Source organism: Paraburkholderia graminis C4D1M (genome assembly GCF_000172415.1).
In the GTDB taxonomy this organism is placed as follows: domain Bacteria; phylum Pseudomonadota; class Gammaproteobacteria; order Burkholderiales; family Burkholderiaceae; genus Paraburkholderia; species Paraburkholderia graminis.
In genome coordinates, this window is sequence record NZ_ABLD01000010.1 from 149,907 (window position 1) to 175,256 (window position 25,350).

A 25,350-nucleotide genomic window follows, 5' to 3' on the forward strand; every position below is an offset into this window, starting at 1 on the left:
AGTCATATATGCACTTGTTATTCATAATGCGTGCACTTATGCTTCGTCTATTCGATATGGGATAGCCGAACGATAGGCGGGCGAAACGGCCGATGCAATAGGAAATACCTGCACATATATGATCAGAATCGAGTGCCACGCTCAACTAGTATTGAAGGGCCCGGATGGCCGGGAGGCAAGCCTGTCGGACGTCGTGCCGCTGCTCGCTCTCGTGGACGAATCCGGCAGCATCGCGCAGGCGGCGACGCTTAAGGGTTTGTCCTACCGTCATGCGTGGGGTTTGTTGCGCGCAATCGAGGAGCGTCTGGGCGGTCCGCTGATCGCGAAGGAGCGCGGCCGCGGCTCCGTGCTGTCCGAACTCGGTCAAGCCGTGCTGCGCGCGCAGCGTCTGTGCGGCGAACGGCTCGACGGCAACATGCAGGCGCTCGCGAGCGAAGTGGCGAGCGATCTGAACCGCTGGCTCGCGCCGCCCGTCGATCACGTGCGCATTCATGCGTCGCATGGTTACGCGGTGGCCGCGCTCGTCACCGCCTTGGTCGCGCAGGAGCTTCCGGTCGACATCAAGTACCGCGATGGCGCAGACGCCGTGAGCGCGCTCGCGCGCGGCGAGTGCGAGCTGGCCGGTTTTCACTTGCCGCTCGGCGAGTTTCGCGCGGCATGTGCGGACACGTACCGGCGCTGGCTCGATCCGCAGCGTCATGTGCTCGTGCATCTGACGCGGCGCAAGCAAGGGCTCTTTCTCGGCAAGGGCAATCCGAAACGGATTCTTGGCCTCTCAGATCTTTCTCGCGACGACATTCGCTTCGTCAATCGGCAGCATGGTTCCGGCACGCGCATGCTGCTCGATCTGGCGCTGCGCAAGCTGGGCATCGACCCGGATGGCGTGAACGGCTATGCGTCGGCGGAACTCACGCATTCGGCGATCGCGGCGTTCGTCGCGAGCGGCATGGCGGACGTGGGTTTCGGCGTGGAACCTGCCGCGCATCATTTCGGGCTCGACTTCATTCCCGCTGTCGACGAAGACTATTACTTCGCGTGCGACCGCGCTCGGCTCGAGCGCGCGCCGCTGTCCGCAGTGATCGAACTGCTGCGAAGCAGCGCGTTTCATGCGAGCGTCGATCGGCTGCAAGGCTACGATCCGCGTGACTGCGGCAAGCTGGTGGATCTCGAAGCGGGACTGAGCGGAGCGGGCGCGTAAGCGGTGGTAAACAACGCGCCGCGCATCTCACGCGCTCGCCGCTGCGGATGGCTTTCGTTTGCGATACTCTCTAAGCTTCCGTTTTTTGCCAACCCCGCGCGTCGCCGCGCTTCGAATCGATATGAAAGTTCTTCTACATGCATGTGCTGCGGCCGCGTCGGTCGGCTTGCTGCTCGCGACCGCCTCGGTCGCTGTCGCGCAGAACTCGCCGGGCGTGCCGGGCGGCATTCTGCAGGAGCAGTTCCGGCTTGCCGAACATCCGCAAATGCCGTTTGCCGCGTCGGCGCCGTCAGACAAGTATCAGTCCGGCAAGAAATCGGCGATGCGCAAGCGCGGCGACCTGGGCGATCCGAACGGCTGCAATCTGCAATGTCCGAAGGAATAGCAGGCTTAGCGGCCTGCTCGAAGTGCACGAATCTCGACGACGCCGGCAATTTGCCGGCGTTTTTTTATGGGCTCGCGGGTGTCGACGGTCAGGGCTTCGCGGTGTGCCACACGTCCTTGAACCCGTCTCCTTTGGTGTCGCCCGCCTGCTTGTCGGCCGCGTAGCGATAGAGCGGATGACCTTTGTATGCCCATTGCTGCTTGCCGTCCGCGGACGGGATCAGCGTCCAGTCTCCCGACGGCTTGTCCGACGAACTCGCGACCGCGGCCGGCCAATAGCTCGTGCAGCCGCCGGTGCACGCGCTCACGCCGGGCGTGGTGTCCTTGTCGAAGGTATAGAGCGTCATGCCGTCGGCACTGACGAAGCGGCCGTCGACCACTTTCGGAGGCTCGGCGAAAGCGCTCTGTTGCAAGGCGAGCAGGGCGAGGCAGAAGAGGGTCTTGCGCATGATGTCGGCTCCTGTTTGTTGTGTGGATTCGCGTGCGACGCGGCGTGCGTCGGCGCGTGAGTATTAACGGATGGGGAGGTGGGTTTATTCCGGGGGTGTTTCGTGGGTGTTTCGTGCGCGCGCGCGGTGCTGGCCTGAAGGGCCGTTCTGGGCAGCGGCGCGCGGTTGGAGCAGGCAGGCAGCGGGCGGTGGGAGGCGCGGCTTATCCGTCGATGCATCGGCGATGCAAAATAAAAAAACCCCGAAAGGCTCACGCCGTCGGGGTTCTAGTCTAAGCGGTGCGCAAAGCACTGCGCTTTGCTGCAAGGTGTGTGGTGGAGGCGGCGGGAATCGAACCCGCGTCCAGAAGCACTCTACGACCAGTTCTACATGTTTAGTTCTGTCTTTTGATTTAACCGTAGTGACGCGGACGAACACGCTGCACTACGGCGATTCACTAGATTTTCGACCCGGACGTCGTGACTCCGTCAAGGCTTAACTGACGTATATGACCTCTGTCGGTATTGCTACCGGTCTTGCGACACTAGCCCGTCAGTGAACTAGGCAGAGGACGGCGGCCCTTAGGCTGCCAGTGCGAACGTATCGTCGTTTGCAGTTACGTTTTTCCCATTGATTAACGAGGTGACGGGTCCTCGACATGCCCTAGCCGCTTCGCAACCCCTGTCGAAACCAGGTCGCCCCCGCGGTTCGTTGCTCGGAACGTTGAGCCAAAGTAGATTTTACAATAATTTGACGGCCGTGTCTCGGCTTGCTTTCGGCGCGTTTCTGGGACGTTTCTGTGCCGTTCGAGCCGCGCGTAACGGCCACCCGCGCCGCACATCGATTGGGTTGTTAGCCGATATCGCGCAACAGCCGCTGCAACTCGGCTGGCGACTGCACAACGTGCTGCGCATGCCATTGCGTGGGCGGGATGTCGTCGCCGCAATAGCCGTATGCCGCGGCCACGGTCTTCATGCCGGCAGCGAAGCCCGCCTGCACGTCGCGCAGATCGTCGCCGACGTAGACAATGCGCTCCGGCGCCACATCGAGCGCCCTTGCCGCGTACAGCAGCGGCGCGGGGTGGGGCTTCGAGTGAGGCGTCGTGTCGCCGCTCACCACGCAGCCTGCGCGCTCCTCCAGACCAAGTTGGGCGACCAGCGGTTCCGTCAGCCGCGCGACCTTGTTCGTGACGATGCCCCAGCGCACGCCGCGCGCGTCGAGTTCGTCGAGCAATTCGGGAATGCCGGGAAACAGCGTGGTCTCGATGCACAGGTCGGCTTCGTAGTTGGCGAGAAACTCCTCGCGCATCGACGCAAACTCGTGGTCGTCCGGCCCAATGCCGAACCCGCCGCAGATCAGCCCGCGCGCGCCGGCCGACGCCAGCGGGCGCAGCTTTTCGAGCGGCACCATTTCCAGTCCGCGATCGTGACGCATCTTGTTGACGGCGGCGGCCAGGTCGGGCGCCGTGTCGGCCAGCGTGCCATCGAGGTCGAACAGCACGGCTTGGCAAAGACCGAGCGAATCTTCGTTGTCTTCGCGCTGGGGCAGGGGCGTGGGATCGCTCATTGATTTTCTTGTCGGCAGTGGGGGATCACGCGTCGCGGCGGCAGGCGAGCATGTAGTTCACGCTCGTGTCGGCGGACAGTGCGAAGTGCTTGCTGAGCGGGTGGTACACGATACCCTTGATGTCCGCCGTACGCAGCCCCGCCGCGCGCACGAAACCGGCGAGCTCCGACGGGCGAATGAACCGCGCGTAGTCGTGCGTGCCCTTGGGCAGCATCCGCGCAATGTATTCGGCGCCGATCACGGCGAACAGGTACGACTTCACGTTGCGATTGAGCGTAGAGAAGAACACCCAGCCGCCCGGTTTGACGAGCGTCTTGCACGCCTCGACTATCGCCGACGGCTGCGGTACGTGCTCGAGCATTTCCATGCAGGTGACGACGTCGTAGGTGCCCGGTTCGCGGGCGGCCAACGCCTCCGCCGCGATTTCCTCGTAACTTACGGTTACACCACTTTCAAGGCTGTGAAGATCCGCGACACCGAGTGCCTCGCTCGACAGGTCAATGCCTTTGACGTGCGCGCCGAGGCCTGCCATGGATTCCGACAGGATGCCCCCGCCGCAGCCGATGTCCAGCACGTGCTTGCCGGCCAGATGCGCGTGGGCGTCGATCCAGTTCAGACGGACGGGGTTGAGTTCGTGCAGCGGTTTGAATTCGGCGTTCGGGTCCCACCAACGATGTGCGAGGTCGCTGAATTTCTGCAGTTCGTGGGGATCGGCGTTGGTCATGGCAAAGCTGCCTCGATGAGAGCGGTGAGCGGGCGCTCGAGGATAAACCCGGAGTATATAGGCGACGGACCGGAGCGGCAAAATGCCGCCGGCAATAAAAAAGCCCCGCCGAAGCGGGGCTTTTGATACTGCGTATTTTGCAGCTTACTGCTTCGAAGTACCGACAACTTCGACTTCCACGCGACGATCCGGTGCGAGGCAGGCGATCAGTTGCTTGCGGTTCTTCTGGTTGCAGCCGGTCGTGACCGGGTTGCGCTTGCCCTTGCCTTCCGTGTAGATACGGTTGGATTCGATGCCCTTGCTGACCAGGTACGCCTTCACAGCTTGAGCGCGACGCAGCGACAGACGGTCGTTGTACTTGTCCGAACCGATGCGGTCCGTGTAACCCGTTGCCACGACGACTTCGAGGTTCAGGCCTTGAATCTTCGATGCCAGATCGTCCAGCTTTTCCTTGCCAGCCGGCTTCAGGACAGCCTTGTCAAAGTCGAACAGCGCGTCAGCTTGATAGGTGATCTTCTGGCTGGTGATGGCCGGTGCCGGTGCGACCGGAGCCGGCGGCGTCGGAGCCTGGGCAACCAGTGCGCCGTCGCACTTTGCGTTAGCCGTTGCCGGCGTCCAGAATGCATCGCGCCAGCAAAGCTCGTTCGTGCCGTTCATCCACACGTATTCGCCAGTACCATTCACCCAGTTGTCATTGGTAGCTTGTCGCGACGCCGGCACCGACTGTGCCATGGCGGATGCAGCCATAACCGCGGTAGCTGCAATGAACGCGAGCTTTGAAAGTTTATTCATATTTCTCCTCTCGAAATTGAGATTACCGCAGGTTTACTGCGAGCCTGTTGACGAAGACAAGTCATACATTGCTCGAAGTATAACATTGGTGCGGAACAAAAAACGTTGTGTGTAGACTTCGAGCAGCGTCTGACTCTTTGTGCGTTGGCATTTTGCCATATCGTTCCCTTCCGACGATAAAAAAATCCGCCCCCGATCAAATCGCCTTCCAATTGTGGTGCATGCGCAACAGAAGCAATCGCCCGCAGCGTCCCGCCAGTCATGGCTCGGCGGCGAATTGCCCCACGCATGAATCGAGCCTGATCCGCCCAAAAGAAGTGCCGCGCGGAACTTTTTCGGGACGGCTTGCTAATAGGTATACGTCGGGTGACGTGACGTGGTCGGGCGCGGATTCCCGGCATGTTAGAATCGCGTGATGCATTGCGCCTGCAATGCTTACGCGAGGGCGCCGGATTCTCGCCGCCTTCGCACGTAAAAGATACGGATAATGGATCAATTCGCCAAAGAGACTCTGCCAATCTCCCTCGAGGAGGAAATGCGCCGTTCGTATCTCGATTACGCGATGAGCGTGATCGTAGGGCGTGCGCTTCCCGATGTTCGCGATGGCCTGAAGCCGGTGCACCGGCGCGTGCTGTACGCGATGCACGAACTGAACAACGACTGGAACCGCGCGTACAAGAAGTCGGCGCGTATTGTCGGTGACGTCATCGGTAAGTACCACCCGCACGGCGACACGGCTGTTTACGACACCATCGTCCGCATGGCGCAGGACTTTTCGCTGCGCTACATGCTGGTGGACGGCCAGGGCAACTTCGGTTCCGTCGACGGCGACAACGCCGCGGCCATGCGTTACACCGAAATCCGCATGGCGAAGATCGGCCACGAGCTGCTCGCCGACATCGACAAGGAAACGGTCGACTTCACGCCGAACTACGACGGCAGCGAAAACGAGCCGGCCATTCTGCCGGCGCGCATTCCCAATCTGCTGATCAACGGTTCGTCCGGCATCGCGGTCGGCATGGCGACGAATATTCCGCCGCACAACCTCAATGAGGTTGTCGACGCGTGCCAGCACCTGCTCAAGAATCCCGAAGCCACGATCGACGAGTTGATCGAGATCGTTCCGGCGCCCGATTTCCCGACCGCCGGCATCATCTACGGCGTGGCGGGCGTGCGCGACGGCTATCGCACCGGCCGCGGCCGCGTGGTGATGCGCGCGCTCACGCACTTCGAGGAAATCGATCGCGGCCAGCGCATGGCGATCATCGTCGACGAATTGCCGTATCAGGTGAACAAGCGCTCGCTGCTCGAGCGTATCGCCGAACTGGTCAACGAGAAGAAGCTCGAAGGCATTTCCGACATCCGCGACGAGTCCGACAAGAGCGGCATGCGCGTCGTGATCGAGCTGAAGCGCGGCGAAGTGCCTGAAGTCGTTCTCAACAATCTGTACAAGGCGACCCAGCTCCAGGACACCTTCGGCATGAACATGGTCGCGCTGGTCGACGGCCAGCCGAAGCTGCTGAACCTGAAGGAGATGTTGTCGTGCTTCCTGTCGCATCGCCGGGAAGTGCTGACGCGGCGCACGGTATACGAACTGCGCAAGGCGCGTGAGCGCGGTCACGTGCTCGAAGGTCTGGCCGTTGCGCTCGCCAATATCGACGAGTTCATCGCGATTATCAAAGCCGCGCCGACTCCGCCCATCGCCAAGCAGGAATTGATGGCGCGTCCGTGGGATTCGTCGCTGGTTCGTGAGATGTTGTCGCGCGCGGAGCAGGAAAACGCGTCGGCGGGTGGCCGCGAAGCCTATCGCCCTGACGGATTGAATCCGTCTTTCGGTATGCAGGCCGACGGCCTTTACCGTTTGTCCGACACCCAGGCTCAGGAAATTCTGCAGATGCGTCTGCAACGCCTGACGGGTCTCGAGCAGGACAAGATCATTGGCGAGTACCGCGACGTGATGGCGCAGATCGCCGACCTGCTGGACATTCTGGCTCGCCCGGAACGCATTACGGCGATCATCGTCGACGAACTGACGTCGATCAAGTCGGAATTCGGCGACGCGCGTCGCTCGAAGATCGAACTGAACGCCACCGAGCTGAACACCGAAGACCTGATTACGCCGCAAGAAATGGTCGTGACCATGTCGCATGCGGGCTACGTGAAATCGCAGCCGTTGTCGGAATATCGCGCGCAGAAGCGCGGCGGTCGCGGCAAACAGGCGACTTCCATGAAGGAAGACGACTGGATCGACACGCTCTTCATCGCGAACACGCACGATCACATCCTGTGCTTCTCGAACCGCGGCCGCGTGTACTGGGTCAAGGTCTACGAAGTGCCGCAGGGCTCGCGCAATTCTCGCGGCCGCCCGATCGTCAACATGTTCCCGCTGCAAGACGGCGAGAAGATCAATGTTGTGCTGCCGGTTAAGGAATTTTCCGCAGACAAGTTCGTCTTTATGGCGACCGCGTTAGGAACAGTAAAGAAGACGCCGCTGGAAGCCTTCAGCCGGCCGTTGCGCAAGGGTATTATTGCGGTCGGTCTGGATGACGGGGACTACCTGATCGGCGCCGCCATCACAGACGGTCAGCACGACGTGATGCTGTTCTCGGATTCGGGCAAGGCAGTTCGCTTCGACGAAAACGACGTGCGGCCGATGGGCCGCGAGGCGCGCGGCGTGCGCGGCATGCAACTCGACGAAGGCCAGAACGTGATTGCGTTGCTGGTGGCGGGCGACGAGCAGCAGTCGGTGCTCACCGCAACGGAAAACGGCTTCGGCAAGCGCACGCCGATCACCGAGTACACCCGTCACGGCCGCGGCACGAAGGGCATGATCGCAATCCAGACGTCCGAGCGCAACGGCAGGGTCGTCGCGGCCACGCTGGTCGACCAGGAAGCGCAGATCATGCTGATCACGACCACGGGCGTTCTGATCCGTACGCGCGTGTCGGAAATTCGAGAAATGGGCCGTGCAACTCAAGGTGTTACACTCATCAGCCTTGACGAAGGCACCAAGCTTTCAGGTCTGCAACAGGTTGCCGAGGCGGAGCGGAAGGCGATGTCGAAGGTGACGCCGAAGGTCCTGCTGAAGGTGGTAACGGCGGGGAAGACGGCGGCGCGGCTTGATCCCACTTGGATCCGCTGACCGTGCTTTCGCTTCACGCCCGGTGACTGATTGAAAGCTCCGCAGGACATATAGCGTGTCGGGCCGACACGCTTCTTGCGCGGCTGGCAGTTCAAGTTAATTTCTATTAGGGAGTAATGATGCAAAAACGATTCAAACAACTGATGTTGCTGGCTGCCCTCGTGCCGACCTTTGCCATGGCTCAAGCACTCCAGAGCCCGGGTTCGTCGGCTCCGGCTGCTGCTGCAGCACCGGTTGATCCGGCCAAGCAGGCTGCCATCAAGGACCTGCTGGACGCAATCGACGCGCAAAAGCTCGTCGGCGCAATTGGCAATAGCGCGCAAATGCAGGCAAAGCAGCTGGTTCCGGCAATCCTGTCGGACGCGCTGAGCGAAAACAAGACGCTGACGGACAAGCAGAAGCAGGCTTCCGTCCCGACGCTGCAAAAGAATGCAGTGCCGAAGCTGGTTGACGGCGCGGGCCAGGTGTTCGCGACGGACAGCTTCCGCCAGGACGCAATGCAAGCTCAGTACGACGCGTACGCGAAGTACTACAGCACGTCGGAAATCAAGGATCTGACTTCGTTCTACAAGAGCCCGACCGGCCGCAAGTTCATCCAGGTTCAAGACCAGGTTGGCCGCGACGTCGTCAATGGCTTGATGCAGAAGTACATGCCGCAATCGATCAAGGCAACGCGCGACCAGGCTGACAAGGAAGTCGCTTCGGTCAAGCCGGCTAAGTAAGCCCGACGCGAAAGCTGCACTGATACTGCGCTAGCGCGTCGCCCGGCGGTCTGATTCCAGGCCGCCGCGTTTGGCGGGTTAGCGGGGACAATGCGATAATGGCCGTTTGCGCGAGTGCGCAAACGGCCATTACTTTTTTCGGCGGGAAATGTCCGCGCTGCAGCGGTCTGCCAGGCTGCAGCGGTCCAGTACCGCGATTCCCGCCGGCCAATAGATGTAGTCACTTTCCGGTAGTTTGTTTTCGCGGCGACCGACTCGCCGATTCGCCGACCAGCGCCCCGGCTTTTCGTGTTCGCACCGCTTTCAGGATCTCACGATGCGCGTCTTTAATTTCTCCGCCGGCCCCGCGGCCATGCCCGAAGAAGTGCTGCGTCAGGCAGCCGACGAGATGCTCGACTGGCAAGGCAGCGGCATGAGCGTGATGGAAATGAGCCATCGCGGGAAAGAATTCATGTCGATCCACGAGGAAGCGCTCGTCGATCTGCGCGAATTGCTGGCCGTGCCGGCGAGCCATCGGATTCTGTTTCTGCAAGGCGGCGGTCTCGGCGAAAACGCGATCGTGCCGATGAACCTGCTTGGCTCCAAGCCGCGCGCCGATTTCGTCGTCACCGGGTCGTGGTCGCAAAAGTCCTTCAAGGAAGCGCAGAAATACGGCACCGTGCACGTCGCCGCGAGCGGCCAGACGGCGGACGGCTTCACGCGCGCGCCGGCATTTTCCGAGTGGCAATTGTCGGACGACCCGGCTTATGTGCATCTGTGCACGAACGAGACGATCCACGGCGTCGAGACATTCGAGATTCCCGACCTCGGCAACATCCCGCTAGTGGCGGACGCGTCGTCGCACATCCTGTCGCGTCCCATGGACATCGCCAAATACGGCGTGCTGTTCGGCGGCGCGCAGAAGAACATCGGCATGGCCGGCGTCACGGTGGTGATCGTGCGCGAGGACATGCTGGAGCGCGCCATGCCCATCTGCCCGTCGGCGTTCGAATGGAAGACGGTCGCCGAAAACAATTCGATGTACAACACGCCGCCCACCTACGCGATCTACATCGCGGGGCTCGTGTTCAAATGGTTGAAAAAGCAGGGCGGCCTCGCTGCGATGGAAGCGCGCAATGTCGAAAAGTCGAAGCTGTTGTACGACGCAATCGACTCGAGCAGCTTCTATCTGAACAAGGTCGAGCGTGGCTCGCGCTCGCGGATGAACGTACCGTTTTTCCTCGCCGACGAGTCGCGCAACGAAGATTTCCTTGCCGGCGCGAAAGCGCGGGGAATGGTGCAGCTCAAGGGCCACAAGTCCGTCGGCGGCATGCGGGCGTCGATTTATAACGCGGTCCCGCTCGAAGGCGTCAAAGCGCTTGTCGAATACATGAAGGAATTCGAACGCCACAGCGCCTGAGTGCTTCGGCATTCGGCGCGCGTATCCTTTCAGCATGCATTTTTGCAGCAGCTACCGGCAGGACCGTTTTCACGCATGGACGACGAACTCAATAATCGACTCAAGCCGCTTCGCGAACGCATCGACGCGCTCGACGCGCAGTTGATCGCGCTTCTCAATCAGCGCGCCGCGGTGGCGCTGGAAGTGGGCGAGGTCAAGAAGCATTTCAACGCGCCGGTGTTTCGGCCCGAGCGCGAACAGCAGGTGATCGCGCGTCTGCAGGACATGAGCGAAGGGCCGCTCGCGAGCGAGCACATCAGCGCAATCTGGCGCGAGATCATGGCCGCCAGCCGCGCGCTCGAAAAGACCATCAAGGCGGCGTATCTCGGGCCGGTCGGCACGTACAGCGAGCAGGCCATGCACGAGTACTTCGGCCAGTCGATCGAGGGTCTGCCATGCCCGTCCATCGACGAAGTATTCCGCTCCGTCGAGGCGGGCGCTGCCGAATTCGGCGTCGTGCCCGTCGAGAATTCGACCGAAGGCGCGGTGTCGCGCACGCTCGATCTGCTGTTGCAAACGCAACTGACCATCGGCGGCGAACTTGCGTTGCCGATTCATCACAATCTGCTGACGCTGAACGGCGGCCTGACCGGCGTCACGCGCGTTTGCGCGCACGCGCAGGCGCTCGCCCAATGTCAGCGCTGGCTCGCGACGAATGCGCCGCATCTGGAACGCCAGGCGGTATCGAGCAACGCGGAAGCGGCGCGCATGGCGGCGGAAGATCCGAGCGTCGCGGCCATCGCCGGCGATCGCGCGGCGACTCACTACGGTTTGCAGGTCGCCTACGCGCTGATTCAGGACGATCCGCACAACCGCACGCGCTTCGTCATGATCGGCAAGGAGCGCACCGGCGCGAGCGGCAATGACCAGACGTCGCTGATCGTGTCGGTGCCGAACGAGCCGGGCGCGGTATTCAAGCTGCTGGAGCCGCTCGCGCGCCATAGCGTGTCGATGACGCGCTTCGAATCGCGGCCCGCGCGCGTGGGCACGTGGGAGTACTACTTCTACATCGACGTCGAAGGCCATCGCGACGATCCCGCAGTGGCCGCCGCGCTGACCGAGCTCGGTGAGAAGGCAGCATTCCTGAAGATTCTGGGCTCGTATCCGCGCGCCCGCTAACAACACTGCCACGCGGCGGGCAAGCGCGAGTCAGGCAGTATGCCGACGCGCTCGCCGCGACTTTTCCAATAATCGTTCGGAGATTTCATGACAACGTCCTTCGGTCCTTCTTACGTGCGCGCCATAGCGCCTTACATCGCCGGCAAGCCGATTTCGGAAGTCGCGCGCGAGTTCGGGCTGGACGAAGCGAAGATCGTGAAACTGGCGTCGAACGAGAATCCGCTCGGCATGCCCGAGTCGGCTCAACGCGCGATGGCGCAGGCGGCGAGCGAGTTGGGCCGCTATCCCGATGCGAACGCGTTCGAACTGAAGACCGCGTTGAGCGAGCGCTACGGCGTGCCGTCGGACTGGATCACGCTCGGCAACGGCAGCAACGACATTCTCGAAATTGCCGCGCACGCGTTCGTCGAAAAAGGCCAGGCGATTATTTACGCGCAGTACTCGTTCGCGGTCTATGCGCTTGCCACGCAGGGTCTTGGCGCGCGCGCGATCGTCGTGCCGGCCGTCAAGTACGGCCACGATCTGGACGCGATGCTCGCCGCGATCACCGACGACACCCGTTTGATTTTCGTCGCCAATCCGAATAACCCGACCGGCACATTTATCGAAGGTCCGAAGCTCGAAGCGTTTCTCGACAAGGTGCCGCGCCACGTGGCCGTGGTGCTGGACGAGGCGTACACGGAATATCTGCCGGCAGAAAAGCGCTACGACTCGATCGAGTGGGTGCGCCGATATCCGAACCTGCTGGTGTCGCGTACGTTCTCGAAGGCGTTCGGCCTTGCAGGCTTGCGCGTCGGCTTCGCGATCGCGCAGCCCGAGTTGACCGATCTGTTGAACCGTCTGCGCCAGCCGTTCAATGTGAACACGCTCGCGCAAGCTGCGGCGATTGCCGCGCTCAACGACCAGGCGTTCCTCGAAAAGACCGCGGCGCTGAACGCGCAGGGCTATCGTCGTCTGACAGAAGCGTTCGACAAACTCGGCCTCGAATACGTGCCGTCTGACGGCAACTTCGTGCTGGTGCGCGTCGGCAACGACGACGCGGCGGGCAATCGCGTGAATCTCGAATTGCTGAAGCAGGGCGTGATCGTGCGTCCAGTCGGGAACTACGGTTTGCCGCAGTGGCTGCGCGTGACCATCGGGCTGCCGCAAGAAAACGAAGCGTTCATCGCCGCGCTCGAAAAAACCCTCGCCACCGTCTAGGCGGCGAATTCTGACCCGCGCGCCCGTCTATATGAGCGGCGCGCTTTTTGTGTGACCGACGTGGCCGCGTTTTCTTTTGACAAGCTGGTGATTTTCGGTGTCGGCCTGATCGGCGGATCGCTTGCGCGCGCGCTGCGCGAGCGCGGCGAAGCCGACGGGGCGCGCACGGTAATCGGTGTGGGCCGTTCGGCTGCGTCGAGCGCGCGTGCGCTGGAACTGGGCGTGATCGACGGCGCCGCCGCATTAAACGACGACGCGGCGTTGCGCAACGCGCTTGCTGGCGCTGACCTCGTGCTGCTCGCAGCGCCCGTCGCGCAGACCCAGCCGCTGCTCGAGCGCATCGCGCCGTTTCTCGACGCGAACACCATCGTGACCGATGCCGGTAGCACCAAGTCCGACGTCGTGGCCGCGGCTCGTGCCGCGCTCGGTGCGCGCATCGGGCAGTTCGTGCCGGGGCATCCAATCGCCGGCCGCGAGTCGAGCGGCGTCGAGGCCGCGTTGCCCGACCTGTACGTCGGCCGCAATGTCGTGCTGTGTCCGTTGCCGGAAAATGCACCGCATACCGTCGAGCGTGTGGCGGCGATGTGGCGCGCGACCGGCGCACTCGTGCGCGACATGGCGCCCGGCCAGCACGACCAGGTGTTTGCGTCGGTCAGTCATTTGCCGCATGTGTTGTCGTTCGCGCTCGTCGAGCAGATTCTGAATTCGCCCGATGCCGCGTTGAAGTTTTCTTTTGCCGCGGGCGGTTTTCGCGACTTCACGCGCATTGCGGCGTCGAGTCCCGAAATGTGGCGCGACGTCTGCGTCGCGAATCGCGCCGCACTGCTCGACGAACTCGACGCCTACACGGCGGTGCTCGCGCGGCTGCGCACCGCAATTGAAGCTGGCGACGGCGCGGCGCTCGAAGCCGTATTCGCGCGCTCGCGCGTGGCGCGCACAGAGTGGCAGGAACAACGCGCGGGCGGCGCCGCGCAAGGCGACGCATCGAAATAGCCGCGTCGAAATAACCGGAAACTGGACTCAATCATGGAATTCCTCGATCTCGGACCATTTTCTCGTGCGTCCGGCACGGTTCGTCTGCCTGGCTCGAAAAGCATTTCGAACCGGGTGCTGCTGCTCGCCGCGCTCGCCGAAGGCGAAACGACGATCACGAACCTGCTCGATTCCGACGACACGCGCGTCATGCTCGACGCGCTCGAGAAACTCGGCGTGCGTCTGAAGCGCGAAGGCGATACGTGCGTCGTGACCGGCACGCGCGGCGCGTTCACCGCGCGCACGGCCGATCTCTTTCTCGGCAACGCCGGCACGGCGGTTCGCCCGCTGACGGCGGCGCTCGCCGTGAATGGCGGCAATTACCGCATCCACGGCGTGCCGCGCATGCACGAGCGGCCGATCGGCGATCTCGTCGACGGGCTGCGGCAGATCGGCGCGAGAATCGACTACGAGGAAAACGAGGGCTATCCGCCGCTGCGCATCCGCCCCGGGCAGATTTCCGCCGAGGCGCCGATCCGCGTGCGCGGCGACGTCTCGAGTCAATTCCTCACGTCGCTTCTGATGACGCTGCCGCTCGTGCGCACCGCAAGCGGCGTGACCACCGTTCAGGTAGACGGCGAACTGATCTCGAAGCCCTATATCGAGATCACGATCAAGCTGATGGCGCGTTTCGGCATCGACGTTGAGCGCAATGGCTGGCATCAGTTCGTCGTGCCGGCAGGACAGCGCTATCAGTCGCCGGGCACGATCATGGTGGAAGGCGATGCGTCGTCGGCGTCTTATCTGCTCGCGGCCGGAGCGCTCGGCGGCGGGCCGGTGAAAGTCGAAGGCGTCGGCCGTTCGAGCATTCAGGGCGACGTCGGCTTCGCGGACGCGCTCATCAGAATGGGCGCGAACCTGCAAATGGGCGACGACTGGATCGAAGTGCGCGGCGTCGGCACCGACCACGGCAAGCTCGACCCGATCGACATGGACTTCAACCTGATTCCGGACGCCGCGATGACTATCGCGGTCGCCGCGCTGTTCGCCGACGGTACGACCACGCTGCGCAACATCGCGAGCTGGCGCGTGAAAGAGACCGACCGGATCGCGGCCATGGCGACGGAACTTCGCAAGGTCGGCGCAAAAGTCGAGGAGGGCGAAGACTTCCTGATGGTCACGCCGCCTGAAAAGCTGATCCCGAACGCGTCGATCGACACGTACGACGATCACCGCATGGCGATGTGTTTTTCGCTCGTGAGCCTGGGCGGCGTGCCGGTGCGGATCAACGACCCGAAGTGCGTCGCCAAGACATTCCCCGATTATTTCGAGCGCTTCACCGCGCTCACTCACCCTTGATTCGCTACGAATCGCCTGACGTGCGACCTTTTCGATGAAACCGATCCGTCCCTTTCACCAGACGCCCGTCATTACAATCGACGGCCCCAGTGCCTCCGGCAAAGGCACCGTGGCCGCGCTGGTCGCCGCGAGCCTCGGCTTTCACCTGCTCGACAGCGGCGCGCTGTACCGGCTCGCGGCGCTCGCGAGCATCCGCTACAACGTCGCGGCAGACGACGTCGACGCGCTTGTAAAGCTGATCGACGACCTGCATATCACGTTTCGCGAGGGTTTGGCGCAACTCGACGGTGTCGATGTCTCGGCGGAAATTCGCGCGGAGGAAGTCGGCAGCCGTGCGTCGGCGATCGCCGTGCACGCGCCGGTGCGCGCCGCTCTGGTGGCGCGCCAACGGGCTTTTCGTAAGGAACCGGGGCTGGTCGCGGACGGTCGCGACATGGGCACCGTCATCTTCCAGGACGCCGTTCTGAAGGTGTTCATGACCGCCAGCGTGGAGGCCCGCGCGGCGCGGCGGCATAAGCAATTGATACAAAAAGGCTTTTCTGCTAATATTGATGACTTGCTCCGGGATTTGCGCGAGCGTGACGAGCGCGACAGTCAGCGCTCAGCCGCGCCGCTTAAGCCCGCAGCGGATGCAAAACTGCTCGACACGTCCGCCTTGTCGGTCGATCAGGCGGTCGAGCAGGTGGTGCAATGGTACGAAGCCCTGGTCCATGCGTGATTGATTGCCTGACGCATGGCTGCCATGAAGCATGGCTCTCGCCGAACAGGCGGCCGCGGTCGTAGTTTCATTGATTGCTGGTGCTTCGCGATGGTCGCGAAGCGTTGTATTAACCCTTTAACCCCGCGTGGCATTCGCATTCTTGCCGTAGTTGCTGACCGTCCGGCCAGCCGGGCAGCGCGAGAACCATGCAAATTTCGATTTTTATGTCCGACCTGCAAACCTCTACCCCGAATACCGAATCTTTTGCGGCTCTGTTCGAAGAGTCGCTGACCAAGCAAGACATGCGCGCCGGCGAAGTGATCTCCGCCGAAGTCGTGCGTGTCGACCACAACTTCGTGGTCGTCAACGCTGGTCTCAAGTCCGAAGCCTACATCCCGCTCGAAGAGTTCCTGAATGACGCGGGCGAGGTAGAAGTGCAGGCGGGCGACTTCGTTTCCGTCGCGATCGACGCGCTGGAAAACGGCTATGGCGACACGATCCTGTCGCGCGACAAGGCGAAGCGTCTGGCTTCGTGGCTGTCGCTGGAAAAGGCTCTCGACAACAACGAACTCGTGACCGGCACGATCACGGGCAAGGTCAAGGGCGGCATGACCGTGATGGTCAACGGCATCCGCGCGTTCCTGCCGGGTTCGCTGGTCGACACGCGTCCGGTCAAGGACACGACCCCGTACGAAGGCAAGACGCTGGAATTCCGCGTCATCAAGCTCGACCGCAAGCGTAACAACGTCGTGCTGTCGCGCCGCGCCGTGATCGAAGCAACCCAGGGCGAAGAGCGCGCGAAGCTGCTCGAAACGCTGAAGGAAGGCGCGATCGTGGAAGGCGTGGTCAAGAACATCACCGACTACGGCGCGTTCGTGGACCTCGGCGGTATCGACGGCCTGCTGCACATCACCGACATCGCATGGCGTCGCGTGCGTCACCCGAGCGAAGTGCTGTCGGTTGGCCAGGAAGTTACCGCGAAGATCCTCAAGTTCGACCAGGAAAAGAACCGCGTTTCGCTCGGTATCAAGCAACTGGGCGACGATCCGTGGGAAGGCATCTCGCGCCGTTACCCGTCGGGCACGCGTCTGTTCGGTAAGGTCACCAACATCACCGACTACGGCGCATTCGTCGAAGTGGAATCGGGCATCGAAGGCCTCGTCCACGTGTCGGAAATGGACTGGACGAACAAGAACGTTGCACCGTCGAAGGTTGTGCAACTGGGCGATGAAGTCGAAGTCATGGTTCTCGAAATCGACGAAGACCGCCGCCGTATCAGCCTCGGCATGAAGCAGTGCAAGCCGAACCCGTGGGACGACTTCAGCCGCAACTTCAAGAAGGGCGACAAGCTGCAAGGCGCAATCAAGTCGATCACCGACTTCGGCGTCTTCATCGGTCTGCCGGGCGGCATCGACGGTCTGGTTCACCTGTCGGACCTGTCGTGGTCGGAAACGGGCGAAGAAGCCGTTCGCAAGTACAAGAAGGGCGACGAAGTGGAAGCGATTGTTCTCGGCATCGACGTCGAGAAGGAACGCATTTCGCTGGGTATCAAGCAGCTCGAAGGCGACCCGTTCAGCAACTTCGTTGCAATGAACGACAAGGGTTCGATCGTCGACGGCGTGGTCAAGACGGTGGACGCGAAGGGTGCAGTGGTTCAGTTGTCGACGGAAGTCGAAGGCTACCTGCGCGCTTCGGAAATCGCACAAGACCGCGTGGAAGATGCTCGCAACGTGCTGAAGGAAGGCGACAAGGTCAACGCGATGATCATCAACATCGATCGAAAGTCGCGTGGCATCAACCTGTCGATCAAGGCGAAGGACTCGGCTGAGCAACAGGAAGCGATCCGCGGCCTGGCTTCGTCGGATTCCAGCGCGGCTGCTACCGGCACGACGAACCTCGGCGCGCTGCTGAAGGCCAAGCTCGACGGCCAGAACCAGTAATTGAGGAACGCCCCCAGCCTGCCGTTCGCGGCAGGTTCCCCAACGGGGAAGTCTTGGGGGTGGCTCGGCGTTTTCTTGAGAGGTCTGCTGCAGTATGACCAAATCGGAATTGGTCGCCCAACTGGCTACGCGTTTTCCGCAACTTGTATTGAAAGATGCGGATTTCGCGGTCAAGACGATGCTCGATGCGATGTCTGAGGCGCTTGCCAAAGGTCACCGCATCGAAATTCGAGGTTTCGGCAGCTTTGGCCTGAACCGCCGTCCTTCCCGCGTCGGGCGCAATCCGAAGTCGGGCGAAAAAGTGCTGGTGCCTGAGAAGTACGTACCGCATTTCAAGCCGGGCAAGGAGTTGCGTGAGCGGGTCGATCGTCGCGCGGGCGAGCCGTTGAAGGCCGAAGAGCCGGATGACGATCTGTAAAAGACCGCTCTGTGCGCGGTATGCACTCTGCAGCGGTCGGCAAAAGACCAGAAAAAGCGCCTTTAGGCGCTTTTTTTTTGCCCGTGCGCTTTGTCGACACGCAGGCATGTACTCCACTAACGGCGCCCCGAGCCGCGCTATCAGTCGCGCTCGAAACCGCGCTTCCGGCGAGCCGCGCTTTTACTCCAGCTTCCTGTCCCGCTCCCAGCCGCATTTCGCATCGCGTTTCGCCGGCACATTCTGTAAGCCGGCGATCCGCCAGTTCCTGCCCAGCCGCGAGGGCTTCAATTACAATACGGGTCACTTCGGCGCGGGCAAATACCGTGGCGCGACGCGTCATCAGGCCGGCGTCACCCCGCAACTGCCGTCAAGAGATCTATTCATGAAATTTATCGTCTGGCTGATCCGTGTACTGGTGTTCGTGCTGCTGCTCGTGTTGGCACTCTCCAATACACAACCCGCTACGCTGAATTTCCTCGCGGGTTACGCCTGGTCGGCACCGCTCATCCTGATCGGCCTCGCGTTTTTCGCGGTCGGGCTTGTCGCCGGCCTTGTTTCGTCGATGCCGGCTGTGGTCCGCCTCCGCATGGAAAACGGCCGCTTGAAGCGCGAGTTGCGGGTGGCTCGCGAGGCGCCGGTGGTTGTTGAACAGCCGCCCATGCCGCCGTTGATCTGATTGTGCCGTTCGCCGCGCGCCCCGTGCGCGGCATCCCGTTCCCGCCTTCCGGCTCATTTGCATTCATCGCATGGATCTAGACTTCTGGTGGCTGCTCGTCATTCCCGTCGCTTTCGCGTTCGGCTGGATGGCTGCGCGCTACGACCTCAAGACGCTGCTGTCAGAAAGCGCCAATCTGCCGCGTTCCTATTTCCGCGGCCTCAACTTCCTGCTCAACGAGCAGCCGGACCAGGCGATCGACGCGTTTATCGAAGTCGTCAAGCTCGATCCCGAAACCGTCGAATTGCATTTCGCGCTCGGCAACCTGTTCCGCCGCCGCGGCGAGACGGATCGCGCGATACGCGTGCATCAGAATCTTCTCAGCCGCGCCGATCTGCCGGTCAGTGAGCGCGATCACGCGCTGTTCGAACTCGGGCAGGACTTCCTGAAGGCCGGTCTGCTGGACCGCGCGGAAGAAACCTTCCGTTCGCTCGAAACCGGCGACTACGCGTTGGGCGCGCAGCGTGCGCTCCTCACCATCTACGAAATCGAGAAGGACTGGATCAAGTCGATCGACACCGCCCGGCATCTCGAAACGATGGGCGCGGAGTCGCTGGACAAGGAAATCGCGCAGTTCCATTGCGAGCTCGCGCAGGAAGCGCTGCAACACCAGAAGCCCGACGAAGCGCGCCGTCAACTCGGCTTCGCGCTGAAGGCGAACCCCGGCAACGTGCGCGCCACGATTCTGTTCGGCGATGTCGACGCAGCCGGCGGCGCGCAGGAAGCCGCGATCGCGCAATGGCGGCGCGTCGAGGAGCAGAATCCGGCGTATCTGCCGCTCGTCGCCGAAAAGCTGATGAAGGCCTATGAAGCGCTCGGCCGCGCGCAGGAAGGCGCCGATCTGCTCACCACGTGGGTTGACCGCTATCCGAGCAACGATCTGCTCGACGTCGCCTATCAGCACGTCGCGTCGTTGCGCGGGCCGGACGCCGCGCACGCGCTGGCCCGTTCGCAGATGCAGAAGTCGCCGAATCTCGCCGGCATGACGCGCCTGCTCGAGGCGCAGCAGGCTGTCGCGGAAGAGCCGCGGCGCAGCGAGCTCGAACTGATGCGCACGCTGATCCGCCAGCGCACCAAGAATCTGCCGCGCTATACGTGCCAGAATTGCGGTTTCAGGGCGCGGCTTTTCTACTGGCAGTGTCCCGGCTGCAGCGGTTGGGAAACCTACGCGCCGCGCCGGGTCGAGCCGATCACTGCGTCGAACTGAGGTCGTCCGCGGCTTCGGCAGCGTGTTCATGACCGGGATCATCACCGGAACTTTCAACCGGAAAGCGTATGAAAATCACCATTATCGGCACTGGCTATGTGGGCCTCGTCACGGGCGCATGTCTCGCTGAAATCGGCAACGACGTCTTCTGTCTCGACGTCGATCCGCGCAAGATCGAAATCCTCAACAACGGTGGCGTGCCGATCCACGAGCCGGGCCTGCAGGAAATCATCGCGCGCACGCGCGCGGCCGGGCGCATCACGTTTTCGACGGACATCGAGGCGAGCGTGGCACACGGCGACGTGCAGTTCATCGCGGTAGGCACGCCGCCCGACGAAGACGGCTCGGCGGATCTGCAATACGTGCTCGAAGCGGCGCGCAATATCGGCCGCACAATGAACGGCTTCAAGGTGATCGTCGATAAGTCGACGGTGCCGGTCGGCACCGCGCAGCGCGTGCGCGCGGTCGTCGAAGAAGAGCTCGCGAAGCGCGGGCTCGCGGGCAGCGAAAAGCATCGCTTCTCGGTCGTGTCGAATCCCGAGTTTCTGAAGGAAGGCGCGGCGGTGGACGACTTCATGCGGCCCGACCGCATCGTGCTCGGCAGCGACGAAGACCAGGCCGGCCAGCGCGCGCGCGAACTGATGAAGCGCCTCTACGCGCCGTTCAATCGCAACCACGAACGCACGCTCTACATGGACGTGCGCTCGGCCGAATTCACGAAATACGCGGCCAACGCGATGCTGGCCACGCGTATCTCGTTCATGAACGAAATGTCGAATCTCGCGGACCGCGTCGGCGCCGACATCGAGGCGGTGCGCCGCGGCATCGGCTCCGATCCGCGTATCGGCTATCACTTTCTGTACGCCGGCTGCGGCTACGGCGGCTCGTGCTTCCCGAAAGACGTGCAGGCGTTGATCCGCACCGCGAGCGAAGAGGGCCACAATCTGCGCATTCTCGAAGCCGTCGAGGAAGTGAACGACAAGCAGAAAGACGTGCTCGTGCAGAAGATCACGCACAAGTGGGGCAACGATCTGGCCGGCCGCACGTTCGCCGTCTGGGGCCTCGCGTTCAAGCCGAATACCGACGACATGCGCGAAGCGCCGAGCCGTCGCGTGATCGCCGAGCTTCTCGCGCGCGGCGCGCAGGTGCGCGCGTACGATCCGGTGGCCGTGACCGAAGCCCGCCGCGTCTTCGCGATGGATCTGCACGACGCGCCCGACCAGCTCGCGCGTCTCACGTTCACGAGCACGCAGGACGAAACGCTCACGAACGCGGACGCACTCGTGATCGTCACCGAATGGAAGGAGTTCAAGAGCCCGGACTTCGTGCATCTGAAATCGGTGCTGAAGTCGCCGGTCATTTTCGACGGCCGCAATCTGTACGAGCCGGATGCGATGAACGAACTCGGCATCGACTATCACTCGATTGGACGCCCCTATGCCCAACCCACTGAACTTGCGACCGATGTCTGAGGCGCGGCCCGGCTCCATCACACCATCGCCGTCGCCGTCGCCGGCACTGACGGTGGTGCCGCGCGCGCAACTCGCGGCCGCGCGCGTGCTTGTCGTCGGCGACGTGATGCTCGATCGCTATTGGTTCGGCGACGTCAATCGCATCTCGCCGGAAGCACCGGTGCCGGTCGTGCACGTGCAGCGCCAGGAAGACCGCCTCGGCGGCGCGGCCAACGTCGCGCGCAATGCGGCGGCGCTCGGTGCGCAAGCGGGCCTGCTGTGCGTCGTCGGACACGACGAGCCCGGCGAGCGCATCGTGCAGTTGCTCGGCGAGAGCGGCGTGAATCCGCATCTGGAACGCGACCCCGCGCTGCTCACGACGATCAAGCTGCGCGTGCTGTCGCGTCAACAGCAGTTGCTGCGTGTCGATTTCGAGAACTCGCCGGCGCACGAGGTGCTGCTTGCAAGCCTCGCGCGCTTCGACGAATTGCTGCCCGCGCACGACGTGATCCTGATGTCCGATTACGCGAAGGGCGGGCTCACGCACGTCACGCAGATGATCGCGAGAGCGCATGCCGCGGGCAAGCCTGTGCTGGTCGATCCGAAGGGCGACGACTGGGAGCGTTATCGCGGCGCCACGCTCATCACGCCGAATCGCGCGGAGTTGCGCGAGGTGGTCGGCCAGTGGAAGTCCGAAGAAGACCTGATCGAGCGCGTGAACAAACTGCGCGCGGATCTGCAGTTCAAGGCGCTGTTGCTCACGCGTTCGGAAGAAGGCATGACGCTCTTCTCCGACGACGGCATCCTGCACGCATCGGCCGTCGCGCGCGAAGTGTATGATGTTTCGGGCGCGGGCGACACCGTGATCGCGACGCTCGCGGCCATGCTGGGCGCGGGTCTCACGCTGGTCGAAGCAGTCGGTCTCGCCAATCGCGCAGCCGGCATCGTGGTCGGTAAGCTAGGCACGGCCACCGTCGACTACGACGAACTCTTTCACTGACGCGGCCCGCCCGATCCTGCACCGCAAGCCGACGGCAGCGCGCAAGAAGGATCGGCGGAACGCCAACCAGACCTGCCGATCGAAGCCGGCGTCTCGTCGCCCGCTTCGATCCTACACAAGGCTCATTACCGCGGGACCATCATGACTCTCATCGTCACCGGCGCGGCCGGCTTTATCGGCAGCAACCTCGTGAAAGCGCTCAACGAGCGCGGCGAACAACGCATCATCGCCGTCGACAATCTGACGCGCGCCGACAAGTTCAAGAATCTGGTCGACTGCGAAATCGACGACTATCTGGATAAGACCGAATTCGTCGAGCGCTTCAAGCGCGGCGACTTCGGCAAAGTGCGCGCGATCTTCCACGAAGGCGCCTGTTCGGACACGATGGAAACCGACGGCCGCTACATGATGGACAACAACTTCCGCTACAGCCGCGACGTGCTCGACGTGTGCCTCGCGCAGAACATCCAGTTCCTGTACGCGTCGTCGGCGGCAACGTATGGCGGCTCGAGCCGTTTCGTCGAAGAACGCGAAGTCGAGCAGCCGCTGAACGTGTACGGCTATTCGAAGTTCCTGTTCGACCAGGTGATCCGCCGCGTGCTGCCCACCGCGAAAAGCCAGATCGCGGGCTTTCGCTATTTCAACGTCTACGGTCCGCGCGAAACGCATAAGGCGCGCATGGCGTCGGTGGCGTTTCACAACTTCAACCAGTTCCGCGCCGAGGGCAAGGTCAAGCTGTTCGGCGAATACAACGGCTATGCCGCAGGCGAGCAGACGCGCGATTTCGTCTCGGTGGAAGACGTGGTCAAGGTCAACCTGTTCTTCTTCGACAACCCGGACAAGTCGGGCATCTTCAATCTGGGCAGCGGACGCGCGCAGCCGTTCAACGACATCGCGAGCACGGTCGTTAATACCTTGCGCGCGCTGAACAACGAGCCGCCGCTGTCGCTCGCCGACCAGGTGCAGCGCGGCCTGATCGAATACATTCCGTTCCCCGACGCATTGCGCGGCAAGTATCAGTGCTTCACGCAGGCGGATCAGTCGAAGCTGCGCGCGGCCGGCTATGATGCGCCGTTTCTGAGCGTGCAGGAAGGTGTCGACCGATACGTACGTTGGCTATTCGGCCAGGTGTAAATAGTTCGGATACCTGTTTAAACTGGAATCTCCCGGTTGGTGATGTCGCCGACCGGTTGTACAAGGGAGATTCCATATGTTTCGAAAAATTCTGGTTACCGCGGCCATGCTCGCCGCTTTCGGCCACGCGTATGCGTCGGTTGACGTCAACACGGCTAACGAGGACGCGCTGCGCGGCGTCAAAGGCATCGGTCCTGCCAAAGCGAAAGCCATTCTCGAAGAGCGCGCCGCACATGGTCCGTTCAAGGACCCGGCCGACCTCGGCAAGCGCGTCAAGGGCATGGGCGGGCATACCGTCGAGCGCCTGCAGGCGGAGGGTCTCGCTGTCGGTCCGGCTGGCGCGGCTGCTGGCCCGCAGGTTGCGGCGTCTTCACAGAACAAGGGCGCGGCCGTTGCGGCCAATACGCCGAAAGGCGGCGCTACCGTGGCGGTGAAGAAATAGCCTGACAGCCTGACGCGGGGTCGCGCGCGGCGCGTGTAGCCGCGCGCGATTCGCCATCGTTGTCCTTCATGGTTGGAGCCGGCAATGCCGCTCCTTAAGCTGTCATTCGCATGACTGGCTCCCGCGGTACTCAGCCGCGGGTTTTTTGCGTGCGCGCGGCGTGCATCCATGCGGCGAGAAGGGCCGCGCGGCAGCGGCGGGCACCGTGGTTTAGAATCGATGGATTGAGACTCCGCGCATCGACAGCACCTGAACCGATATGGCTTACAAAACAATTGAAGACACGATCGGCAATACGCCGCTCGTGCAACTCGTCCGGCTCACCGACGACGAGATCCGCAGCCGCAATAACGTGGTGCTCGCCAAGCTCGAGGGCAACAATCCCGCCGGCTCGGTGAAGGACCGCCCGGCGTTGTCGATGATCAAGAAAGCGGAAGCGCGCGGCCGTATCAAACCGGGCGACACGCTGATCGAATCGACGAGCGGCAACACCGGCATCGCACTCGCGATGGCCGCGGCGATCCGCGGCTACAAGATGGTGCTGATCATGCCGGAAGACCTGTCGGTGGAGCGCCGTCAGAGCATGGCCGCGTATGGCGCGCAAATCATCCTCACGCCGGTCACGGGCGGCATGGAGTACGCGCGCGATCTCGCCGAACAGATGCAGCGCGACGGCAAGGGCATCATCCTCGATCAGTTCGCGAACCCGGACAATCCGGCGTCGCACGTCGAAGGCACGGGCCCCGAAATCTGGCGCGATACCGAAGGGCGCATCACCCACTTCGTTTCGTCGATGGGGACGACCGGCACGATCATGGGCGTGTCCACGTATCTGAAGCAGCAGAACCAGGCAATCGAGATTATCGGCGCGCAGCCGGAGGAAGGTTCGCGCATTCCAGGCATCCGCAAATGGCCGGAAGCGTATCTGCCGAAAATTTTCGACCGCAGCCGCGTGGATCGCGTCGAGAACGTGAGCCAGGCGGCAGCCGAGGCAATGGCCCGGCGGCTTGCATCGGTGGAAGGGATCTTCGCGGGCATTTCGTCGGGCGGCGCGTGCGAAGTCGCGTTGCGCGTCGCGCGGCAAGTCGAGAACGCGACCATCGTGTTTATCGTCTGCGATCGCGGCGACCGTTATTTGTCGACGGGCGTGTTTCCGGCGTAAGGCGGCAATACGGGTGCGGCTGGCGGCGTTCGGCGCCTTGCTGCTTGCGGACAAAGAAAAAAGCGCCTGCCGGCGCTTTTTTCTTTTCCATCACATCACATGCGAAGCGCTCAGACAGCGCGCCTCGCGTTGCATGG

General features: G+C 62.5%; 23 protein-coding genes and 1 other RNA gene. 19 read left to right on the top strand and 5 right to left on the bottom strand.

Translation table 11 applies throughout. The features are described 5' to 3' along the window. Positions 1-118: 118 nt before the first annotated feature. Together BGRAMDRAFT_RS18045 and BGRAMDRAFT_RS18050 are read left to right on the top strand one after the other, a co-directional pair. A complete protein-coding gene (locus tag BGRAMDRAFT_RS18045) occupies positions 119-1,198 on the top strand; it encodes a substrate-binding domain-containing protein (RefSeq protein WP_006050239.1) in 1,080 nt (359 codons plus the stop codon). Between the two features lie 121 nt (positions 1,199-1,319). Beyond that, a complete protein-coding gene (locus BGRAMDRAFT_RS18050; RefSeq protein ID WP_006050240.1) occupies positions 1,320-1,583 on the top strand; it encodes a hypothetical protein in 264 nt (87 codons plus the stop codon). Positions 1,584-1,671: 88 nt separating this feature from the next. On the opposite strand, the gene BGRAMDRAFT_RS18055 is transcribed toward BGRAMDRAFT_RS18050, so the two are convergent. From BGRAMDRAFT_RS18055 to ompA, 5 genes are all read right to left on the bottom strand, one after another. Next, a complete protein-coding gene (locus BGRAMDRAFT_RS18055; protein WP_006050242.1) occupies positions 1,672-2,031 on the bottom strand; it encodes a COG4315 family predicted lipoprotein in 360 nt (119 codons plus the stop codon). A gap of 312 nt (positions 2,032-2,343) precedes the next feature. Further along, positions 2,344-2,713: a transfer-messenger RNA gene (ssrA, locus tag BGRAMDRAFT_RS33410) on the bottom strand. Positions 2,714-2,862: 149 nt separating this feature from the next. Further along, the gene (gph, locus tag BGRAMDRAFT_RS18060; protein ID WP_006050243.1) at positions 2,863-3,576 is read right to left on the bottom strand and encodes a phosphoglycolate phosphatase; all 714 of its coding nucleotides are present in this window, start codon (positions 3,574-3,576) and stop codon (positions 2,863-2,865) included. Positions 3,577-3,601: 25 nt separating this feature from the next. Continuing rightward, positions 3,602-4,300 (bottom strand): bifunctional 2-polyprenyl-6-hydroxyphenol methylase/3-demethylubiquinol 3-O-methyltransferase UbiG, encoded by a 699-nt coding sequence (gene ubiG, locus BGRAMDRAFT_RS18065; RefSeq protein WP_006050244.1) that lies wholly within the window; start codon positions 4,298-4,300, stop codon positions 3,602-3,604. A gap of 144 nt (positions 4,301-4,444) precedes the next feature. Continuing rightward, positions 4,445-5,092, bottom strand: coding sequence for an outer membrane protein OmpA (gene ompA, locus BGRAMDRAFT_RS18070; RefSeq protein WP_006050245.1), 648 nt, complete (start codon positions 5,090-5,092; stop codon positions 4,445-4,447). A 487-nt stretch (positions 5,093-5,579) separates the two neighbouring features. On the opposite strand from ompA, the gene gyrA reads away from it, so the two are divergent. The 17 genes from gyrA to cysM all read left to right on the top strand — a co-directional run bounded on the left by gyrA (position 5,580) and on the right by cysM (position 25,213). Then, the gene (gene gyrA, locus BGRAMDRAFT_RS18075; protein ID WP_232292291.1) at positions 5,580-8,234 is read left to right on the top strand and encodes a DNA gyrase subunit A; all 2,655 of its coding nucleotides are present in this window, start codon (positions 5,580-5,582) and stop codon (positions 8,232-8,234) included. Positions 8,235-8,353: 119 nt separating this feature from the next. After that, the gene (locus BGRAMDRAFT_RS18080; protein WP_006050247.1) at positions 8,354-8,956 is read left to right on the top strand and encodes a DUF2059 domain-containing protein; all 603 of its coding nucleotides are present in this window, start codon (positions 8,354-8,356) and stop codon (positions 8,954-8,956) included. A 316-nt stretch (positions 8,957-9,272) separates the two neighbouring features. Beyond that, complete coding sequence (gene serC, locus BGRAMDRAFT_RS18085) at positions 9,273-10,355, top strand: 3-phosphoserine/phosphohydroxythreonine transaminase (RefSeq protein ID WP_006050248.1); 1,083 nt, start codon at positions 9,273-9,275, stop codon at positions 10,353-10,355. Between the two features lie 75 nt (positions 10,356-10,430). Beyond that, positions 10,431-11,513 (top strand): prephenate dehydratase, encoded by a 1,083-nt coding sequence (pheA, locus tag BGRAMDRAFT_RS18090; RefSeq protein WP_006050249.1) that lies wholly within the window; start codon positions 10,431-10,433, stop codon positions 11,511-11,513. 87 nt (positions 11,514-11,600) lie between these two features. Beyond that, on the top strand, positions 11,601-12,713 hold the full coding sequence (hisC, locus tag BGRAMDRAFT_RS18095; protein WP_006050250.1) for a histidinol-phosphate transaminase: 1,113 nt from the start codon (positions 11,601-11,603) through the stop codon (positions 12,711-12,713). A gap of 51 nt (positions 12,714-12,764) precedes the next feature. After that, on the top strand, positions 12,765-13,706 hold the full coding sequence (locus BGRAMDRAFT_RS18100) for a prephenate dehydrogenase (protein ID WP_006050251.1): 942 nt from the start codon (positions 12,765-12,767) through the stop codon (positions 13,704-13,706). Between the two features lie 33 nt (positions 13,707-13,739). Then, the gene (gene aroA, locus BGRAMDRAFT_RS18105; protein ID WP_006050252.1) at positions 13,740-15,044 is read left to right on the top strand and encodes a 3-phosphoshikimate 1-carboxyvinyltransferase; all 1,305 of its coding nucleotides are present in this window, start codon (positions 13,740-13,742) and stop codon (positions 15,042-15,044) included. 34 nt (positions 15,045-15,078) lie between these two features. Further along, positions 15,079-15,762: a (d)CMP kinase gene (gene cmk, locus BGRAMDRAFT_RS18110; RefSeq protein WP_006050253.1), complete on the top strand. Its 684-nt coding sequence runs from the start codon at positions 15,079-15,081 to the stop codon at positions 15,760-15,762. 188 nt (positions 15,763-15,950) lie between these two features. Beyond that, positions 15,951-17,684 carry a 30S ribosomal protein S1 gene (rpsA, locus tag BGRAMDRAFT_RS18115; RefSeq protein ID WP_006050254.1) on the top strand — a complete coding sequence of 578 codons (1,734 nt, stop codon included), beginning with the start codon at positions 15,951-15,953 and terminating at the stop codon, positions 17,682-17,684. Between the two features lie 94 nt (positions 17,685-17,778). Beyond that, complete coding sequence (locus BGRAMDRAFT_RS18120; RefSeq protein WP_006050255.1) at positions 17,779-18,102, top strand: integration host factor subunit beta; 324 nt, start codon at positions 17,779-17,781, stop codon at positions 18,100-18,102. 382 nt (positions 18,103-18,484) lie between these two features. Beyond that, positions 18,485-18,778 carry a LapA family protein gene (locus BGRAMDRAFT_RS18125; protein WP_029967902.1) on the top strand — a complete coding sequence of 98 codons (294 nt, stop codon included), beginning with the start codon at positions 18,485-18,487 and terminating at the stop codon, positions 18,776-18,778. Between the two features lie 70 nt (positions 18,779-18,848). Then, the gene (lapB, locus tag BGRAMDRAFT_RS18130; protein WP_006050257.1) at positions 18,849-20,024 is read left to right on the top strand and encodes a lipopolysaccharide assembly protein LapB; all 1,176 of its coding nucleotides are present in this window, start codon (positions 18,849-18,851) and stop codon (positions 20,022-20,024) included. Between the two features lie 68 nt (positions 20,025-20,092). Further along, on the top strand, positions 20,093-21,496 hold the full coding sequence (locus BGRAMDRAFT_RS18135) for a UDP-glucose dehydrogenase family protein (protein WP_006050258.1): 1,404 nt from the start codon (positions 20,093-20,095) through the stop codon (positions 21,494-21,496). Continuing rightward, complete coding sequence (gene rfaE1, locus BGRAMDRAFT_RS18140; protein WP_006050259.1) at positions 21,462-22,475, top strand: D-glycero-beta-D-manno-heptose-7-phosphate kinase; 1,014 nt, start codon at positions 21,462-21,464, stop codon at positions 22,473-22,475. The genes BGRAMDRAFT_RS18135 and rfaE1 overlap by 35 nt, the downstream gene beginning before the upstream one ends. A gap of 141 nt (positions 22,476-22,616) precedes the next feature. Continuing rightward, the gene (gene rfaD, locus BGRAMDRAFT_RS18145; RefSeq protein WP_006050260.1) at positions 22,617-23,609 is read left to right on the top strand and encodes an ADP-glyceromanno-heptose 6-epimerase; all 993 of its coding nucleotides are present in this window, start codon (positions 22,617-22,619) and stop codon (positions 23,607-23,609) included. Between the two features lie 76 nt (positions 23,610-23,685). Further along, positions 23,686-24,051 (top strand): ComEA family DNA-binding protein, encoded by a 366-nt coding sequence (locus BGRAMDRAFT_RS18150; RefSeq protein WP_006050261.1) that lies wholly within the window; start codon positions 23,686-23,688, stop codon positions 24,049-24,051. Positions 24,052-24,310: 259 nt separating this feature from the next. Further along, positions 24,311-25,213 carry a cysteine synthase CysM gene (gene cysM / locus BGRAMDRAFT_RS18155; protein WP_006050262.1) on the top strand — a complete coding sequence of 301 codons (903 nt, stop codon included), beginning with the start codon at positions 24,311-24,313 and terminating at the stop codon, positions 25,211-25,213. Positions 25,214-25,350 lie beyond the last annotated feature (137 nt).

Bases quoted from the DNA above. Each gene is read 5' to 3' on its own strand.
- lapB (WP_006050257.1), top strand. From the start codon at position 18,849: ATGGATCTAGACTTCTGGTGGCTGCTCGTCATTCCCGTCGCTTTCGCG.
- aroA (WP_006050252.1), top strand. From the start codon at position 13,740: ATGGAATTCCTCGATCTCGGACCATTTTCTCGTGCGTCCGGCACGGTT.
- gph (WP_006050243.1), bottom strand. From the start codon at position 3,576: ATGAGCGATCCCACGCCCCTGCCCCAGCGCGAAGACAACGAAGATTCG.
- cmk (WP_006050253.1), top strand. From the start codon at position 15,079: ATGAAACCGATCCGTCCCTTTCACCAGACGCCCGTCATTACAATCGAC.
- gyrA (WP_232292291.1), top strand. From the start codon at position 5,580: ATGGATCAATTCGCCAAAGAGACTCTGCCAATCTCCCTCGAGGAGGAA.
- BGRAMDRAFT_RS18120 (WP_006050255.1), top strand. From the start codon at position 17,779: ATGACCAAATCGGAATTGGTCGCCCAACTGGCTACGCGTTTTCCGCAA.
- pheA (WP_006050249.1), top strand. From the start codon at position 10,431: ATGGACGACGAACTCAATAATCGACTCAAGCCGCTTCGCGAACGCATC.
- ubiG (WP_006050244.1), bottom strand. From the start codon at position 4,300: ATGACCAACGCCGATCCCCACGAACTGCAGAAATTCAGCGACCTCGCA.
- rpsA (WP_006050254.1), top strand. From the start codon at position 15,951: ATGCAAATTTCGATTTTTATGTCCGACCTGCAAACCTCTACCCCGAAT.
- BGRAMDRAFT_RS18125 (WP_029967902.1), top strand. From the start codon at position 18,485: ATGAAATTTATCGTCTGGCTGATCCGTGTACTGGTGTTCGTGCTGCTG.
- ompA (WP_006050245.1), bottom strand. From the start codon at position 5,092: ATGAATAAACTTTCAAAGCTCGCGTTCATTGCAGCTACCGCGGTTATG.
- BGRAMDRAFT_RS18080 (WP_006050247.1), top strand. From the start codon at position 8,354: ATGCAAAAACGATTCAAACAACTGATGTTGCTGGCTGCCCTCGTGCCG.
- BGRAMDRAFT_RS18150 (WP_006050261.1), top strand. From the start codon at position 23,686: ATGTTTCGAAAAATTCTGGTTACCGCGGCCATGCTCGCCGCTTTCGGC.
- BGRAMDRAFT_RS18135 (WP_006050258.1), top strand. From the start codon at position 20,093: ATGAAAATCACCATTATCGGCACTGGCTATGTGGGCCTCGTCACGGGC.
- rfaD (WP_006050260.1), top strand. From the start codon at position 22,617: ATGACTCTCATCGTCACCGGCGCGGCCGGCTTTATCGGCAGCAACCTC.
- cysM (WP_006050262.1), top strand. From the start codon at position 24,311: ATGGCTTACAAAACAATTGAAGACACGATCGGCAATACGCCGCTCGTG.
- BGRAMDRAFT_RS18055 (WP_006050242.1), bottom strand. From the start codon at position 2,031: ATGCGCAAGACCCTCTTCTGCCTCGCCCTGCTCGCCTTGCAACAGAGC.
- BGRAMDRAFT_RS18045 (WP_006050239.1), top strand. From the start codon at position 119: ATGATCAGAATCGAGTGCCACGCTCAACTAGTATTGAAGGGCCCGGAT.
- BGRAMDRAFT_RS18050 (WP_006050240.1), top strand. From the start codon at position 1,320: ATGAAAGTTCTTCTACATGCATGTGCTGCGGCCGCGTCGGTCGGCTTG.
- rfaE1 (WP_006050259.1), top strand. From the start codon at position 21,462: ATGCCCAACCCACTGAACTTGCGACCGATGTCTGAGGCGCGGCCCGGC.
- serC (WP_006050248.1), top strand. From the start codon at position 9,273: ATGCGCGTCTTTAATTTCTCCGCCGGCCCCGCGGCCATGCCCGAAGAA.
- hisC (WP_006050250.1), top strand. From the start codon at position 11,601: ATGACAACGTCCTTCGGTCCTTCTTACGTGCGCGCCATAGCGCCTTAC.